Origin of the sequence: Flavivirga algicola, assembly GCF_012910715.1 — a bacterium.
Lineage (GTDB): Bacteria > Bacteroidota > Bacteroidia > Flavobacteriales > Flavobacteriaceae > Flavivirga > Flavivirga algicola.
The window spans coordinates 35166-51094 of the sequence record NZ_JABBHF010000012.1 but is presented as its reverse complement, the minus strand read 5'-3'; the positions used below and the strand labels follow the sequence as shown (position 1 = coordinate 51094).

Sequence of the window (15929 nt, the reverse complement as noted above, 5' to 3'; positions counted from 1 at the left end):
TAAAAATAGATTCCCGTTTACGGGCATAAAAAATAAATTTTCAATGAAAGCAGGAATTGTAGGATTGCCTAATGTAGGAAAGTCAACGTTATTTAATTGTTTATCTAATGCCAAAGCACAAAGTGCCAACTTTCCGTTTTGTACAATAGAACCTAATATTGGCGTGGTTAATGTGCCAGATCCAAGATTGGAAAAATTAGAGGAATTGGTTAGTCCAGAACGCGTGCAGCCTGCAACTGTTGAGATTGTAGATATTGCTGGCTTGGTTAAGGGAGCTAGCAAAGGAGAAGGTTTGGGAAATCAGTTTTTAGCAAACATTAGAGAAACCGATGCGATCTTGCACGTATTGCGTTGTTTCGATAATGATAATATTGTTCATGTAGATGGTAGCGTAGACCCCATTAGGGATAAGGAAACCATCGATATGGAATTGCAACTCAAAGATTTAGAGACTGTCGATAAAAAACTGGATAAAGTAAAGCGTGCAGCAAAAACAGGAAACAAAGATGCTCAAAAAGAAGAGGCAGTCATGTTGGCTATAAAAGCAGGCTTAGAAGCAGGAAAGTCAGTTCGTGCTTTAGAGTTTGGTGATGAAGATTATGCCGATTTTGTAAAACCGTCTCAGTTTATCACCGATAAACCAGTTATGTATGTCTGTAATGTAGATGAAGGTGCGGCTGTTTCAGGGAATGCCTATGTTGAGAAAGTAAGAGATGCTGTTAAAGATGAAAAAGCAGAGGTTTTGGTACTAGCTGTTGGGACAGAAGCGGATATTAACGAATTGGACGATTATGAAGAGCGTCAAATGTTTTTACAAGATATTGGATTAGAAGAACCAGGTTCAGCTAAATTAATTCGTGCTGCTTACAAATTATTAAATCAACAAACTTATTTTACGGCAGGTGTTAAAGAAGTCCGAGCGTGGACCATTGACATAGGGGCTAGTGCACCACAGGCAGCAGGTGTGATACACACCGATTTTGAGAAAGGCTTTATTCGAGCAGAGGTTATAGGATACGATGATTATGTAACATACGGTAGTGAACCTAAAGTAAAAGAAGCAGGTAAAATGCGTGTGGAAGGTAAAAACTATGTTGTTAAAGATGGGGATGTGATGCATTTCTTGTTTAACGTGTAGTTTTGGGGCTAGAAGCTATTTTTGGTCATGGACTATAGATTGTAGACTGGTTTACTGCTTGGTGGACACTGCTCGTTGGAGTATTTGTTTATAATTAACCTAATCTATATCTATAATGCCACTAATAAAATTACAAACAGAAATTAGAGCAGACATTAAAGTCTGTTTTGATCTATCTCGTAATATCGACTTTCATAAAGAATCACTCAAGCATTCAAAAGAAAAAGCAATAGCCGGAAAAACATCTGGTTTAATAGAACTAGGAGAATGGGTTACTTGGGAAGCTGTTCATTTTGGAATTAAACAAAAACTTACTTCAAAACTTACTGAATTTGAACCTCCAGACTATTTTGTAGATGAAATGGTTTCTGGAGCATTTAAATCTTTTAAACATGAGCATATTTTTCATGAAAAAGAAAAAGAAACAATTATGATCGATATCTTTTATTTTGAATCGCCTTTCGGAATTTTTGGTCGGTTAGCCAATGTATTATTTCTTAAACGTTATATGAAAAAACTTTTAATAACAAGAAATCGGTTTTTAAAAGAAAAAGCAGAGCGTTTGACGAATTGATAATTTTCTGTTTATTCAAAATATAATTATAGATCGTTTAATATTCATGTCGCTCGAAATCAATGTATAGTGTTGGAATTCAGGGCAAAGAATAGATGGGAGAAAGTTTCGGAAACAGGAGGGCGAAGTCTAGTTCAGAGCTTTTAAAATCGGTTTCTTTGTTTTAAAACTGAATAAATGCCTTGTTTTGAAGGTTTTTTTGATTTGTTTTTGGACTAGCAAAAAATGAATAATTCACTTATAAAGATAGCACTGTTAAACCTTGAACATCGTAATTAACTAACTTTCTAAAATATTACTCTAAAACACCGTGCTACTTTCGCACCCATGCAAACAACAAGGACATTTGTTTACGGTATATTTTTAGGAATTTTTGGTATTGTACTATTTTCCTCAAAGGCAGTTATGGTAAAACTTGCTTACCAATATGATGTAGATGCTATAAGTATTCTACTTATCAGAATGCTCTTTTCTTTTCCTTTTTATATTGTTATAGCCTATTTGTATAGGCATCAGAATAGTGAAGTTGCCATAAAAAATAAAGATTATGTCTGGGTTGTTTTCTTTGGGTTTATTGGTTATTATTTGGCCAGTTATTTCGACTTTGTAGGGCTAACTTACATAAAAGCAAGCTTAGAACGTATTATTTTGTTTTTGTACCCTACAATTGTACTTCTTTTAAATAAAATTTTTTTAAAGAAGCCAATAACTAAAGTGCAAGCTGGAGCGATTGCTTTAACCTATTTGGGAATCGTTATTGCTTTTTGGGATGAAGTCGCTATCTCTGGGCAAGATACTTACCTTGGAGGTGTTTTTATTTTACTTAGTGCCATAACCTATGCTTCGTATTTGGTTGGTAGTGGCTGGTTAATTCCGAAATTTGGAGTGATGAAGTTTACCGCATACGCTATGATTGTTTCATGTATCTGCGTATTTGTCCATTATAGTGTTATAAGTGAAGTTGATATATTTAGTTTTTCATGGGAAGTCTATTTTTTAGGGTTTTTAATTGCTGTTTTTGCGACCGTAATTCCTTCGTTTTTGGTATCGGCATCTATAAAGATGATTAGCTCGTCGAATTTCGCAATTGTTGCTGGCATTGGACCTATTTCTACCATTGTTTTGGCTGCGATTTTCTTAAATGAAACACTAACACTATTACAACTTTTTGGTGCTCTGGCAGTTATAATCGGTATTTTTTTGGTGTCAATAAATAAGACAAAAACTACAGTATAGGGTTCTCAACAAAAACAATTTTATATTGTTAATTACTTTGTGTATCGGAGGTTTTATTTTTTAGAGCGTTGTATTATATTAGCATTCTATCATAAAATATAGCTCGTTTCTATGGCTGCACAATCCAATTATACCGAAGATAATATACGATCACTTGACTGGAAGGAACATATCCGTATGCGTCCTGGAATGTATATTGGTAAACTGGGTGATGGGTCGTCTCCAGATGATGGTATTTATATCCTATTGAAAGAGGTCTTGGATAACTCTATTGATGAGTTTGTTATGGGGGCTGGAAAAACCATTGAAATATCCATTCAAGGCACTAAAGTAACTGTTCGGGATTATGGACGTGGTATTCCTCTAGGCAAGGTGGTCGATGTCGTTTCTAAAATGAACACAGGAGGAAAGTATGATTCTAAAGCTTTTAAAAAATCTGTAGGGTTAAATGGAGTGGGGACCAAAGCAGTAAATGCATTGTCATCATATTTTAGAGTAGAATCTACACGTGATAATAAATCAGCTTCTGCGGAATTTGAAAAAGGAAACCTAACTAATAAAGAAACGTTAGATACTACAACGAGAAGAAAAGGAACCAAGGTATCTTTTATTCCAGATGACCTCATTTTTAAGAACTATAAATTTAGAAATGAGTACATCGTTAAGATGTTGAAAAACTATGTATATCTTAACCCGGGATTGACCATTGTTTTTAATGGCGAGAAATATTTTAGTGAAAATGGACTGAAAGATTTATTAAGTGAGAATATTAATGAATCAGATAGGCTATATCCTATTGTTCATTTAAGGGGCGATGATATAGAAGTAGCGTTAACACATAGTAAAACACAATATAGTGAAGAGTACCATTCCTTTGTAAACGGACAAAATACAACCCAGGGAGGAACCCACCTAAATGCATTTAGAGAAGCATTAGTAAAAACCGTGCGTGAGTTTTATGGTAAAAATTATGATGCTTCCGATGTTAGGAAATCTGTAGCGGCAGCCATAGCTATTAAGGTTATGGAACCCGTTTTTGAAAGTCAGACTAAAACAAAACTCGGTTCAACGGATATGGGAGGTGATTTACCAACCGTGAGAACCTATATAAATGATTTTGTAAAAACGCAATTAGACAATTTTCTACATAAAAATCAAGACACAGCAGAAGCTATTCAGCGTAAAATATTGCAAGCAGAGCGAGAGCGTAAGGAACTTTCTGGTATTAGAAAATTGGCAAAAGATCGTGCTAAAAAGGCAAGTCTTCACAATAAAAAATTACGAGATTGTAGAGTCCATTTTGGAGATACCAAAAATGAACGTAATTTAGAAACTACCCTTTTTATTACTGAGGGAGATTCTGCTTCTGGAAGTATTACAAAATCTCGTGACGTTAATACCCAAGCCGTTTTTAGCTTAAAAGGAAAACCTTTAAACTGCTATGGGTTGACCAAAAAGATTGTTTATGAAAATGAAGAATTTAATCTATTACAGGCTGCTTTAAATATAGAGGAGTCCTTAGAGGATTTAAGATATAATAATGTGGTTATTGCCACAGATGCCGATGTGGATGGGATGCATATTCGTTTGCTGCTCATTACATTTTTTCTTCAATTTTTTCCCGAAGTCATTAAAGAAGGACATTTGTATATATTACAGACACCTTTGTTTCGAGTAAGAAATAAAAAAGAAACTATTTATTGCTATACAGAAGAAGAACGCATCAATGCTATTGAAAAGTTAAAGCCAAAACCAGAAATAACACGATTTAAAGGATTGGGAGAAATATCACCAGATGAATTTAAACATTTTATAGGTGATGATATCCGATTAGATCCTATTATGTTAGATGATAATATGTCTATTGAAGAGTTATTATCCTTCTACATGGGCAAGAACACCCCATCACGTCAGGAGTTTATTATTGATAACCTAAAAGTTGAAATGGATTTAATAGAAGAAACAAATTAACTATGAAAAAAGCACGACTGGGAATTACTATAATATCTGTTATTTTATTGATTGCATGGCTCTTTAAAGTTGATTACAACGATTTAAGTTATAATAATAATAGTACTGCTTATCTAGGGATTTTGATAATGGTGCTATTAATTATTTTTGGCATAAGGCAACTAATGAAAGATAAGAAATAAGATTCTCCTACTAAGAACCGAATATAAAGCATGACTGAAGACGAAGAACCAAACGACGATTTAATTAACCAACAAGACGAGCCTCAGGAAACCATTACCCGAGTTACAGGGATGTATCAAGATTGGTTTCTGGATTATGCCTCCTATGTTATTTTAGAGCGTGCTGTACCAGCCATTGAAGATGGTTTTAAGCCTGTACAACGACGTATCATGCATTCTATGAAAGATTTAGATGATGGCCGCTATAACAAGGTAGCGAATATTGTTGGTCATACGATGCAGTATCACCCGCATGGTGATGCCAGTATCGCAGATGCCATGGTACAAATTGGTCAGAAAGATTTATTGATAGATACCCAAGGAAACTGGGGAAATATATTAACAGGAGACCGTGCTGCAGCATCGCGTTATATTGAAGCTCGTATTTCTAAATTTGGATTGGATGTAGTGTATAATCCAAAAATAACCGAATGGCAAGCCAGTTACGATGGTAGGCGTAAAGAGCCTGTTAACCTGCCTGTAATGTTTCCTTTATTATTGGCACAAGGTGGTGAAGGTATTGCGGTGGGACTATCAACAAAAATATTACCTCATAATTTTATTGAACTTATTGACGCTTCCATTAAGCATTTGCAGGGAAAACGATTTACCATATTACCAGATTTTCCAACAGCTGGAATTGCAGATTTTTCTAATTATAATGATGGTTTACGAGGTGGTAAGGTAAGGGTGCGTGCTAAAATTTCGCAGTTAGATAAAAATACATTGGTTATCTCGGAGATTCCATATGGTACGACCACATCATCACTTATAGATTCTATTTTAAAAGCGAATGATAAAGGAAAAATAAAGGTTAAAAAAATAGAAGACAATACAGCAGCTGAAGTTGAAATTTTAGTGCATTTGCCTTCAGGCTTATCACCAGATAAAACCATTGATGCACTGTATGCATTTACAAGCTGTGAATCGTCTATTTCTCCATTAGGTTGTGTTATCGAAGACAATAAGCCTTTATTTATAGGTGTTTCGGAAATGTTGCGCCGTTCTACAGATAATACCGTTCAGCTCCTAAAAAGTGAGCTGGAAATTAAACTAGGCGAGTTTGAAGAACAATGGCACTTTGCAAGTTTAGAGCGCATTTTTATTGAAAATAGAATTTATCGGGATATTGAAGAAGAAGAAACTTGGGAAGGTGTTATAGGTGCTATTGATAAAGGGTTGCAACCGCATATAAAACATTTAAAACGAGCTGTTACTGAAGATGATATTACGAGGTTGACCGAAATTAGAATTAAACGTATCTCAAAATTCGACATCGATAAAGCCCAGCAAAAAATTGAAGCTCTTGAGGATCAAATAGCAGAGATAAAGCATCATTTAGAACATCTTATTGATTATGCCATAGCCTATTTTACAAGACTAAAGAAAGATTATGGGGAAGGTAGGGAGCGTAAAACAGAGATTCGTGTTTTTGATGATGTTGATGCTACCAAAGTTGTGATAAGAAACACAAAACTTTATGTTAATAGAGCAGAAGGTTTTATAGGCACATCGCTTCGTCGTGATGAGTATGTAGGCGATTGTAGTGATATAGATGATATTATAGTATTTACCAAGGAAGGAAAAATGATGATTACAAAGGTAGGTACAAAAACGTTTATAGGAAAAGATATTATTCATGTTGCTGTCTTTAAAAAGAAGGATAAACGTACCATTTATAATATGATTTATCGCGATGGAAAAAGTGGACCGTCATACATTAAAAGATTTGCGGTTACTGGAGTAACAAGAGATAAGGATTACGATTTAACAAACGGAAATAAAGGCTCTACAGTGCTTTATTTTTCTGCCAATCCAAATGGAGAAGCTGAAGTTATTACAGTATTTTTAAGACAAGCAGGAAGCATTAAGAAATTAAAATGGGATATAGACTTTGCCGATATCCTTATAAAAGGAAGAGTCTCTAAAGGAAATTTAGTGACTAAATACTCTGTGAAACGTGTTGAATTAAAAGAAAAAGGCGTTTCTACATTAAAACCACGTAAAATATGGTTTGATGATGCTGTGCGACGTTTAAATGTTGATGGTAGAGGTGAGTTAATTGGAGAATTTAGAGGGGAAGATAAGTTGCTTATTATCAATCAATCTGGAATCGTTAAAACTGTTACACCAGAAGTTACTATGCATTTTGATGACGATATGATCGTTATGGAAAAATGGGTGCCTAAAAAACCAATATCTGCCATTTATTACAATGGTGAAAAAGAGCTCTATTACGTTAAGCGTTTTTTAATTGAAAATGAAGGACGTGAGGAATCATTTATTTCAGAGCATCCTAATTCGCAATTGGAAATTGTATCTACAGATTGGATTCCTGTTGCAGAAGTTGTATTTGCTAAAGAGCGAGGGAAGGACAGAAAAGCTAATTTGGAAATAAACCTTGAGGAATTTATTTCTATCAAAGGTCTAACAGCTTTAGGAAATCAGTTGACCAGAGATAAAGTCAATCAAGTTAATTTGCTAGATCCATTACCTTTCGAAGCTCCAGAAGAAGTGCATGCAGATGACATAGAAGTTATTGATGAAACAGAAGTTACAGCTGAAGCTTCTAAAAATGATACAAAATTATCTGAGGGAGATAATAATTCTGATGACAAGGGACAGGCGACTTTATTTTAATAGAAGTCTATTACCCATTTCGCAAGGAAGTTTATTCAATAGTTGAATTTGTTACCGCTATAGGAGTATCCGAATGCATAGAAATACTCGGATAAACGGGATACCAGGAGCCTCCAATATTATTTTGTATTATAGAATTATCTATTACGATGTTGCCTGTATGATCATTACTAACAAAGATGATAGAAGAACCAAAAGCGTTTACTTCGTTCTCTTCAATACGCGTACCTAGTATGGTTAAAGTCATGGTGTTTCCATCATTATATATTGCACCCCCGCTACCGCCTCCAGGTGTACCCGCTTGTGCTGGGTTACCGCCATTACCAATGGCTCTATTATAAGAAAAAAGACTGTTTATAATGGTCCAGGATACACCTATGCTACTTATACCACCACCATTAGATCCTACATTACCATAGCCATCGGCACCTCCAAAGGTTGTGTTTACAACATAAACAGGCTGATCATTATATTGACTAAAAACTCGCACGGCACCACCTACATCAGGTCCCGTACTTTGACATACATTATTAAAAAAACGTGAATTTATAATCTTAAATCGTCCTCCACGAACCCATATGGCACCGCCTCCAGTATACTCGGTCTCTGAAGTAGAATTACCATCCGCAAACGTGATGTTCTGTACTGTGAGTTTTGGGTGGTCTTGATTCTGGCAATGATCTGTTGTCCATACTTGATCGGGGTCACAGGTGTTCATATATAAAATACGTGTGTTTCCACCACCGCTTAAAGTAATTAATCCACCACCGTCTATAATAACATCGGGGTTAGCATTATTAACTACTTTAGCTGGTTTGTCCATAACAATTGTGTGTGGGGTTGGTCCACAATTGAACACTATTTTCCCACCTTGGGCTACAGCATCTATAACAGCTTCACAAGTACAACTTTCTGGTGTCCCGTCACCAACAACAACATCAGGATTAGAAACATCTTCTAAATCTGCTTCAGCAGGAATTGCAGAGTTTCCTTCAGGATTTCCAGCTGCTGGCCCATTTTCAGGGTTTTCTAGTGGATTGTGGATAGAAGGTACGGTATTATCATTCTCTTTAGAACAATTCGTAAAAGTGAAGACAAGAGCTATAATCCATATACTCTTGATGATGGTGTAGGTTAAGTTTTTCATCTAATATTTATATGTTAAAAACATATATACGCTTATAATGATACTTTTGGATTATATTTTTTCTCTTTAAAGCAGAAATGTAAAGGCATAATAAAGAAAGCCTGTTATTGTTTAAATAACAGGCTTTTTAATCATTAATCTATGTAGTCGCTAAAAGAAATACTAATATAAATATTATACTTTATTTGTTTTTGCCCTATTTTCTTCAGCTTTTTTTAATTGTTTTTGTATTTTCTTTATAGCAGATTCAATCGATTTTTCTGGCTCTATAATATTGTATAAGCCCCAAAATTTAGGATCTGCAAAACCAGAGGTCGCATCAGCTAAAATAGTTGTTGGACGCATCATTTTATTTCTAGGCTTCTCAATATTAGCATCTTTAATTCGCCAATCGGTAACAGCCATTTCACTATTTAGTGTATATACATTGTTAAACAATTTCCTTTTCCAGTTCACTTTAAAAGTCAAAGAAATGTTGCTGTAGGCATAATGCCATTTACCATTTTTAGTTCTGTAATTCACTCTATAGGTCGCTTCGGTTGGGTAAACCGTAGCGGAGCCAGGCTTTTTACGTACATACATCTCGCTGGTCAATCTTTTGTTTTCAACGTTTAAACTATAAACAGCATTAGTAAGTGCTAAAGTTTTGGAATCGATATAAAGTTTACCGTAGTATAAAGGTGTTGAAACGTTTTGTTTTTGTTTGAAATTAATAACATAAACTAAATTTTCGTTTATTCGAGTCGATTGATCAAAGCTAAAATCATAAAGATCAATACCTTCATCATTAAAAATATATTCAGGATATTTTATAATATCAGTGTACAGGTTACTAAAGGGGCCACCTTGTAATTTTACGGCAAGCGTATCTAGTCTTGTATAATCTGTTTTTTTCCTTGATTTAACAAGCTCGATAGCATCTCTTTTATAGCTGGCGTAAGGACGTTTATGTATTTGTACTACGGCTTCAGATAATGAGGCATTGCGCCTTCTTTTCTTAATAGTTTCTCTATAGAAAGCAGTCATTAACGTATTACTGTTATTGTATAATTCACTTTTCTTTTTAAGTGTTGCTTCTAAGAGTGTTTTTGCATCTTTATACGTATCAATTTCAACAGCATTTAATTCTGTAATAGCAGGCTCTAGAGCTATTTTTACCTTGTTTTCTAAGGTAGAAATTTCAATTTCTTTTTTTTCATAACCCAAATGGGAAATAACTAAAGTACCATTTAATAAATCCTGAGGTACTTTTAAAAGAAATTCACCGTCGGTGTTAGTCACAGTACTAATATTGGAATCAGCAATGGCTACATCTGAAAAAACTAAAACTTTTTTAGTTTTTTGGTTAATAACTTTGCCCTTAATTTCCTTTACGAATAGCTTGTCGGCATCTTGTGCAGTTATGGTAGAAAAGCTAAAAATTAAAAGAAGAATAAAAGCTCTTAATGTTAGGGGTGTAAGACTTTTCATAATGTTTAATAGGTTTATCGAATTAATATACAAAAAAAAAGTATAAATACTTGATAATTAAAGGATTTTTAACATTCTAATCGTAGTTAATTACAGTGTCGAGATTATTTCACACCTTGTGCTAGAAAGCTTTATAAGAGATTATTTTTTTATATTTTCAGAAAATTATATAGTTCCAATTATCCAATTATCCAATTATCCAATTATAGCATTTAATATGTCTCGGAAATATCGCTATCGGTAAGTGTTTTCATAAAAGCAATAATAGCTTGTGTTTCTTCTTCAGAAAGATTTAAGTTATCAAAAGGTAATGTTTGATGTGGCACATCGAAACCCAACCCAGAACCACCACCTTTGTTATAAAAATCCATAACCTCTTCTAGAGTTTCATAAACACCGTTATGCATATAAGGTCCCGTTGCTTCTACATTTCTGAGTGTGGGTGTTTTAAACATGTTTTCATGAATTTTTTCTTCAAATACCCAATAAAACCCTTTATCTGTATCTATACTTTTGTTTTCTTTAGTTGCTGGTACACCAATGACTTCTTTTTCAGTTTCACTAAAAAACGGAGGCACCGTACCATTGGTAAGCGGAATAAAATGACAGGTGGCGCATAGTGCCTTCCCCATATATAAGTTGAAGCCTCTTTTTTCTTGTTCGGTAAAACTGTCTTCCTCGTTCCTTATGTTTCTATCAAATTTAGAATTTAAACCATGTAATGTTGATACAAATACGGAAATAGCCCTTACAGTTTCTTTATTACTTTTTGGTACAATACCATAAGCCTCTTTAAAAAGACGAATGTAAGTCGTGTCTTTTAGAATATTTCCTGAGAACCGATGAACACCTGTGTTAAATTCTTTATCATTATTAAAAACAGAGTTAATTTGATTTTCAATAGTATTTGCTCTACCATCCCAAAAAAAGGCTTTTTGGTATATACTATTTAATAAAGTAGGGGTGTTTCTTTGTAGCAAACTACCATCATTACCTTTACTTAATTTTAAGCCGTCTGCATAAGCTTTTTCGGGCAAATGACAAGTAGCACAGGACATATTTCCTTTTTGAGATAAACTTTCATCAAAAAATAATTTCTTACCTAGCATTATTTTTTCCTTGGACGGGTTTCTATCGTTAACATCCAAGAAAAAATTCACATTAAAACTGTCTTCTTCAAAGAAGGTGGGGGCATTAAAATTAAATGGGAAAGGTGTGTCGTCAGCATCCCACAAATCACTAGTTTGTCTGATCTCTACCCAGTTTTTTGTAATGAGATTAAAATGATTTTTTATGAAATAAAATCTATCAAATGTTTCAAAATTAGATTCTTGATCAATAAAATGAATAGCTTTTTGAATATTAACTTTAAATGCTCTATCTAGTTTTAAATCTTTTTCTTTTATGATAGGTTGAATGGTAAGGTTATATACCTCGTAAAGGCTTTGAAGTGAAATAGCAATTTCGGAAATACTATGTCCGCTTACAGGTGTGTCAAAACCTGCCAAGGACAAGCTAACGATACGCATTAACTGCTGGTGGGTGGCTAGAAAAAAACGTTTGGGATTTACTGCTCGTTTTGAAATGTTTTCTTTTAAATTTTTAAAAAAACCTTCAAGAAAATAAATATCTCTATTAAATTCTTTTAGATTGATATTGGTATCATCGTCAAATATAGTTTCTTCAAGTTTTTGTAAGCCTACGGGTTCTATAACTCTACCACTATCGTCTTTATAAACTGGTAGTGCTGGACCATTCGCTCTATGGGTTACTTCTGGATTCAAAACTCCAGCATAAGGTTCGGCCTTTTTAAAAACTTTTCTGATATCAAAAAATAATTGCTTGGCTTTTGGATTTTTAACGCCTTGCTTTCTCAAAGAATCCAATAGATTAATTACAGAATCCATATTTTTGATATAGTAGTCTTGGGCATTTTTCCAATGTACTTTGTTTGCTTTTAAAGGAATGTGTTCTGATTTTTTTGTCTTATTGCAAGACAATAAGACTAATACAGAAAAAACAATAACCTTATATATATTTTGGTTCATGAGCTTAACATTTAATATGCAAAAGACCCTATAACAAAATTATGCTATAGGGGACTTTTATATCATTTAGTTTGATTTTAAAACTATCTAGGTAGTCCTTTTAAAATAACAATTTGAGATCCTTCTAAATATGGACCGTTACTCAACCAAGGATGTGTTAGGGAATTTGTACCGCCATCAACACCAGCAAAATCATCATTTTTCCAGTAGTGAGGTTGCAAAGCCAACATAAATGTATCTGGTTCCCCTACTTTATCTGAAATGTCAATTAAAGAACCATATTCACCGCTCAAACCAGTAGACTTATCTTTAGCTAAATCATTTCTAACAACTAATTCCATAACAACTCTAGAGTTATCACCGTTTAAGTCTGATTGGTAGATATAGGCAGAGTGACCTCTTGAGAATGAATTAGGATCTTCTTGCGTGTAGATGTAATGTTCGGTTACACAAATATTATCAGGACTTTGTAAATCGGCTAGATTTCCATCCATGTTATTGGTATCTGTATTCCCACTTATAACCTGAGTTAATTTTCCTCTTAAAGGATTAGAGGCGTCTAATACTAATTTGTAAATCGTTCCCCAATCGTTATAAGTTCCTCTCCCTGGACCACGACCAGTAACAGCAAAAAATACATTTACTGCGTTAGCATCACTACCTTTTTGGTAATCGACATCCTCAACACGCATAAATTGTGAAGCAAAAACGTCATTACAAGCCGTTTCCATTTCAGATTTAGATAAGTTCTTGCCATCTACTATTTCAACAAACTCTACATCGTATTCTTTTTGGAAATCTAAATTGCTCTCATCATACTGGGTGTTTGCTGCCACATCTTGAATACCATCAGCACCATCAGAGATTTGTTTAAATTTTAAAACATAAATTTTACCACCAGTTAAATCCGCATCACCAGCATCAGAATAATACATAGTTACTTGACCTTCAGAATCACTGGAATCATCATCACCACCAATAATTACGGTTTTACCAGCGTATGTTCCTTTAGGAAGCGGCGTTGCATTTTCCCAAGAAAATTCACCTAAGGCATCCAATCCAAAATCGGCAGTAGGTGTCGGTGTCTCTACTAAAGGATCAATACCTTTTACGTCGTAACTAAATGCTTCAGAAGCCGATAAAAATAAATCTTTATCACCACCATGTATCTCTTTTTCCCACATGGTGCCTGAACATTGACGTGCAAAATCGGCAACGCTCGAATTTAACAGATATGTAGCATTAGTAATATTAAAATGTTCATCTAAAGACAATCTGGCTACAGCAAAATGATCTTCAAAATTTACTACATATTCATAACCGTCTCCATTTTTTAGGAATCCAGCACCATCGGCACCACCACCAATTCTAAAATCAGCACCGTTAAATTGGAATACATCACTAGAACTAACAAGAGAATAGGTTTCCACAAAATTAAATTGGGGGGACATGGCTATTAATGGTTTTAAATTTGATTTATTTTCAAACATGGTTGGCTCCAATGTTAAATCATCACCATCTTTGCCATCTTGCCCATTCTGTCCATCTACGCCATTAATACCGTCTTTTCCATCTTTTCCGTCTTCAACATCACAGCTTGTAACAGATACACTAGTTACGGTAAGAGCAACAAATAATAAAAGAAATTTGAGTAATTTTTTCATAATCTAAATACATATTTTGGGTTAATTAATTTTATGGCAAATTTATATTCAGACTATTTGAAACTTGTTAAGTCATTAATGTTGTTGTATCAATTTAGGGTTATAGTAATGTTAATAAAGTTATCCATTTATTAAAACTGTTATCGCAACGTTAAGAAGACCTAATGAGGTGTTTTTATTCTTACATTTCTATTAGGGGTTGATGGGTAGGATGTTTTATGGTGGACAAAAGTGGGACATTATCGGATTTATTTTTTTTATAAGCACTATACCAATACATTCGTTTTAACCAATTTAATTAATCATGCTAACCAACCTTTTACTAGCCTTTACAATAGTTCTATCATTTATTTTAAGCCATATTCTAATTTTAAGAAAGCCTAGAGTCGTTTTTGGAGATTTTGATATAGCTAAATTATCTTATGCGCCGCTGGTTATACAGAAATCTAATTAGAAATTATATCCTTTCTAAAATTTGCTAACCCTATTTTTTGTATGAAGAAAAAACTACTAACCTTTCTTATTGTTTTAACCAGTCTATCAGGATACTGTCAGCAGCTATACATGGAGTATGGTTCTACAATCTCTTCGTTCGATTATAAAAACTCCCAAGGTCGGCCACTCAACAATTTATTATCGACATCCAAATCCTATTTCGGTATGGGCTATAGGCATACCCTTAATGATGCAAAAACTTTGTTTTTAAAAGCTGGAGCCACTTATAATAGTTACGGAGCTATTGGCAGCGAATCTAGTGTAGATAACTTTTTTGCTTGGGATGTTAGTTATCTGGGAATAAAAGCAGGGGTTGATGTGAAATTATTTCAACTAAGAGATCTTACTTTTTTCTTAAATGGTTCTGTGGCTTCTGAGTTTTTAGTGCGGGGAAACCAAACCATAAACAATGATGTATTTAACCTAGTAGGAGAAGATGAATTTAATAATAATATTCTTTTTTTTAGAGGTGGCCTAATTATGCAATATCCTATTTCTAGTAGTACAGCAATTTACGCGGGGTATTCCATTGGAAAATCTGTATTGATTAATAGTGGTGAAAGTGAAGAAAAATTAAAATTGAATGCACACCAATTTGGAATAGGTTTTATTATAAATCTACCAACCTGTTATTGTGATTTTTAATATAGATGTCTATTCTGGGATTAGATATTTTGTGTTATGGACAAATGGTGGACACCTTATTTAGGTATTGATATTTATTATAGTTTAGATAAAAAGAAACGGAAGCATTAAAGTATGAATAGAAAATTACCCAAAGTGTACGTGTTTTTCTTGTTAGCCATTTGTTTTGTGTTTTCAACTCAAGCACAGCAAAAAGGTGATGGTGACTCATATAAAATTATGAGATCTAACTTAGGCGCGGGAGGATCTTCCAGAATGTTATTTACTTCAAAAGGACAATACACAGTAAGCCAAAGTATTGGGCAATCCAGTATTATTGGTACGTATACCAACAATGGTTATTATTTAAGGCAGGGCTATCAACAGCCGCCCCATAACATTAAAATTGTAAAACAATCTAACACTAATAATTTATTAGCAACGGTATATCCAAATCCTTTTGAGCAAACAGTTTCCATAGCTTTTACCGAAAACATGACCAAAGCAATTGCTGTTTTAGTTTATGATATAAGAGGGAAACTTATTTATTCAAGAGAATTTCAACCATCTAAGCGCATTGATTTGGATCTGAAACATATTTCTAATGGATCCTATCTTTTAAAAGCTATTTCCAATGGGAAATTATTAAATGCAAAACTTATCAAAATATAATCACAAATAAAAATATTTCGCATCAAAAC

The 15929-nt window shown here is 33.9% G+C and carries 11 protein-coding genes; 7 read left to right on the top strand and 4 right to left on the bottom strand.

Features of this window, described 5'->3' with window-relative positions; genetic code table 11:
- The first annotated feature begins 43 nt into the window (after positions 1–43).
- From ychF to HHX25_RS17955, 5 genes are all read left to right on the top strand, one after another.
- Positions 44–1138 carry a redox-regulated ATPase YchF gene (gene ychF / locus HHX25_RS17975; protein ID WP_169676367.1) on the top strand — a complete coding sequence of 365 codons (1095 nt, stop codon included), beginning with the start codon at positions 44–46 and terminating at the stop codon, positions 1136–1138.
- Positions 1139–1253: 115 nt separating this feature from the next.
- On the top strand, positions 1254–1712 hold the full coding sequence (locus HHX25_RS17970) for an SRPBCC family protein (protein WP_169676365.1): 459 nt from the start codon (positions 1254–1256) through the stop codon (positions 1710–1712).
- A 327-nt stretch (positions 1713–2039) separates the two neighbouring features.
- Positions 2040–2948 (top strand): DMT family transporter, encoded by a 909-nt coding sequence (locus HHX25_RS17965; RefSeq protein ID WP_169676363.1) that lies wholly within the window; start codon positions 2040–2042, stop codon positions 2946–2948.
- 111 nt (positions 2949–3059) lie between these two features.
- Complete coding sequence (locus tag HHX25_RS17960; protein WP_169676361.1) at positions 3060–4919, top strand: DNA topoisomerase IV subunit B; 1860 nt, start codon at positions 3060–3062, stop codon at positions 4917–4919.
- Positions 4920–5131: 212 nt separating this feature from the next.
- The gene (locus HHX25_RS17955) at positions 5132–7780 is read left to right on the top strand and encodes a DNA gyrase/topoisomerase IV subunit A (protein WP_169676358.1); all 2649 of its coding nucleotides are present in this window, start codon (positions 5132–5134) and stop codon (positions 7778–7780) included.
- Between the two features lie 31 nt (positions 7781–7811).
- Here the strand turns inward: HHX25_RS17955 and HHX25_RS17950 are convergent, their stop codons facing one another.
- From HHX25_RS17950 to HHX25_RS17935, 4 genes are all read right to left on the bottom strand, one after another.
- Complete coding sequence (locus tag HHX25_RS17950) at positions 7812–8927, bottom strand: hypothetical protein (RefSeq protein WP_169676356.1); 1116 nt, start codon at positions 8925–8927, stop codon at positions 7812–7814.
- Positions 8928–9101: 174 nt separating this feature from the next.
- Complete coding sequence (locus HHX25_RS17945; RefSeq protein WP_169676354.1) at positions 9102–10397, bottom strand: carboxypeptidase-like regulatory domain-containing protein; 1296 nt, start codon at positions 10395–10397, stop codon at positions 9102–9104.
- Between the two features lie 212 nt (positions 10398–10609).
- The gene (locus HHX25_RS17940) at positions 10610–12445 is read right to left on the bottom strand and encodes a cytochrome-c peroxidase (protein ID WP_169676352.1); all 1836 of its coding nucleotides are present in this window, start codon (positions 12443–12445) and stop codon (positions 10610–10612) included.
- 83 nt (positions 12446–12528) lie between these two features.
- Positions 12529–14109, bottom strand: a complete 1581-nt coding sequence (locus HHX25_RS17935; protein WP_169676350.1) for a PhoX family protein — start codon at positions 14107–14109, stop codon at positions 12529–12531.
- Positions 14110–14604: 495 nt separating this feature from the next.
- On the opposite strand from HHX25_RS17935, the gene HHX25_RS17930 reads away from it, so the two are divergent.
- Both HHX25_RS17930 and HHX25_RS17925 read left to right on the top strand, forming a co-directional pair.
- On the top strand, positions 14605–15249 hold the full coding sequence (locus HHX25_RS17930) for a hypothetical protein (RefSeq protein WP_169676348.1): 645 nt from the start codon (positions 14605–14607) through the stop codon (positions 15247–15249).
- Between the two features lie 114 nt (positions 15250–15363).
- Positions 15364–15900, top strand: a complete 537-nt coding sequence (locus HHX25_RS17925; protein WP_169676346.1) for a T9SS type A sorting domain-containing protein — start codon at positions 15364–15366, stop codon at positions 15898–15900.
- The last annotated feature ends 29 nt before the right edge of the window (positions 15901–15929 follow it).

Bases quoted from the DNA above. Each gene is read 5' to 3' on its own strand.
- ychF (WP_169676367.1), top strand. From the start codon at position 44: ATGAAAGCAGGAATTGTAGGATTGCCTAATGTAGGAAAGTCAACGTTA.
- HHX25_RS17970 (WP_169676365.1), top strand. From the start codon at position 1,254: ATGCCACTAATAAAATTACAAACAGAAATTAGAGCAGACATTAAAGTC.
- HHX25_RS17965 (WP_169676363.1), top strand. From the start codon at position 2,040: ATGCAAACAACAAGGACATTTGTTTACGGTATATTTTTAGGAATTTTT.
- HHX25_RS17960 (WP_169676361.1), top strand. From the start codon at position 3,060: ATGGCTGCACAATCCAATTATACCGAAGATAATATACGATCACTTGAC.
- HHX25_RS17955 (WP_169676358.1), top strand. From the start codon at position 5,132: ATGACTGAAGACGAAGAACCAAACGACGATTTAATTAACCAACAAGAC.
- HHX25_RS17950 (WP_169676356.1), bottom strand. From the start codon at position 8,927: ATGAAAAACTTAACCTACACCATCATCAAGAGTATATGGATTATAGCT.
- HHX25_RS17945 (WP_169676354.1), bottom strand. From the start codon at position 10,397: ATGAAAAGTCTTACACCCCTAACATTAAGAGCTTTTATTCTTCTTTTA.
- HHX25_RS17940 (WP_169676352.1), bottom strand. From the start codon at position 12,445: ATGAACCAAAATATATATAAGGTTATTGTTTTTTCTGTATTAGTCTTA.
- HHX25_RS17935 (WP_169676350.1), bottom strand. From the start codon at position 14,109: ATGAAAAAATTACTCAAATTTCTTTTATTATTTGTTGCTCTTACCGTA.
- HHX25_RS17930 (WP_169676348.1), top strand. From the start codon at position 14,605: ATGAAGAAAAAACTACTAACCTTTCTTATTGTTTTAACCAGTCTATCA.
- HHX25_RS17925 (WP_169676346.1), top strand. From the start codon at position 15,364: ATGAATAGAAAATTACCCAAAGTGTACGTGTTTTTCTTGTTAGCCATT.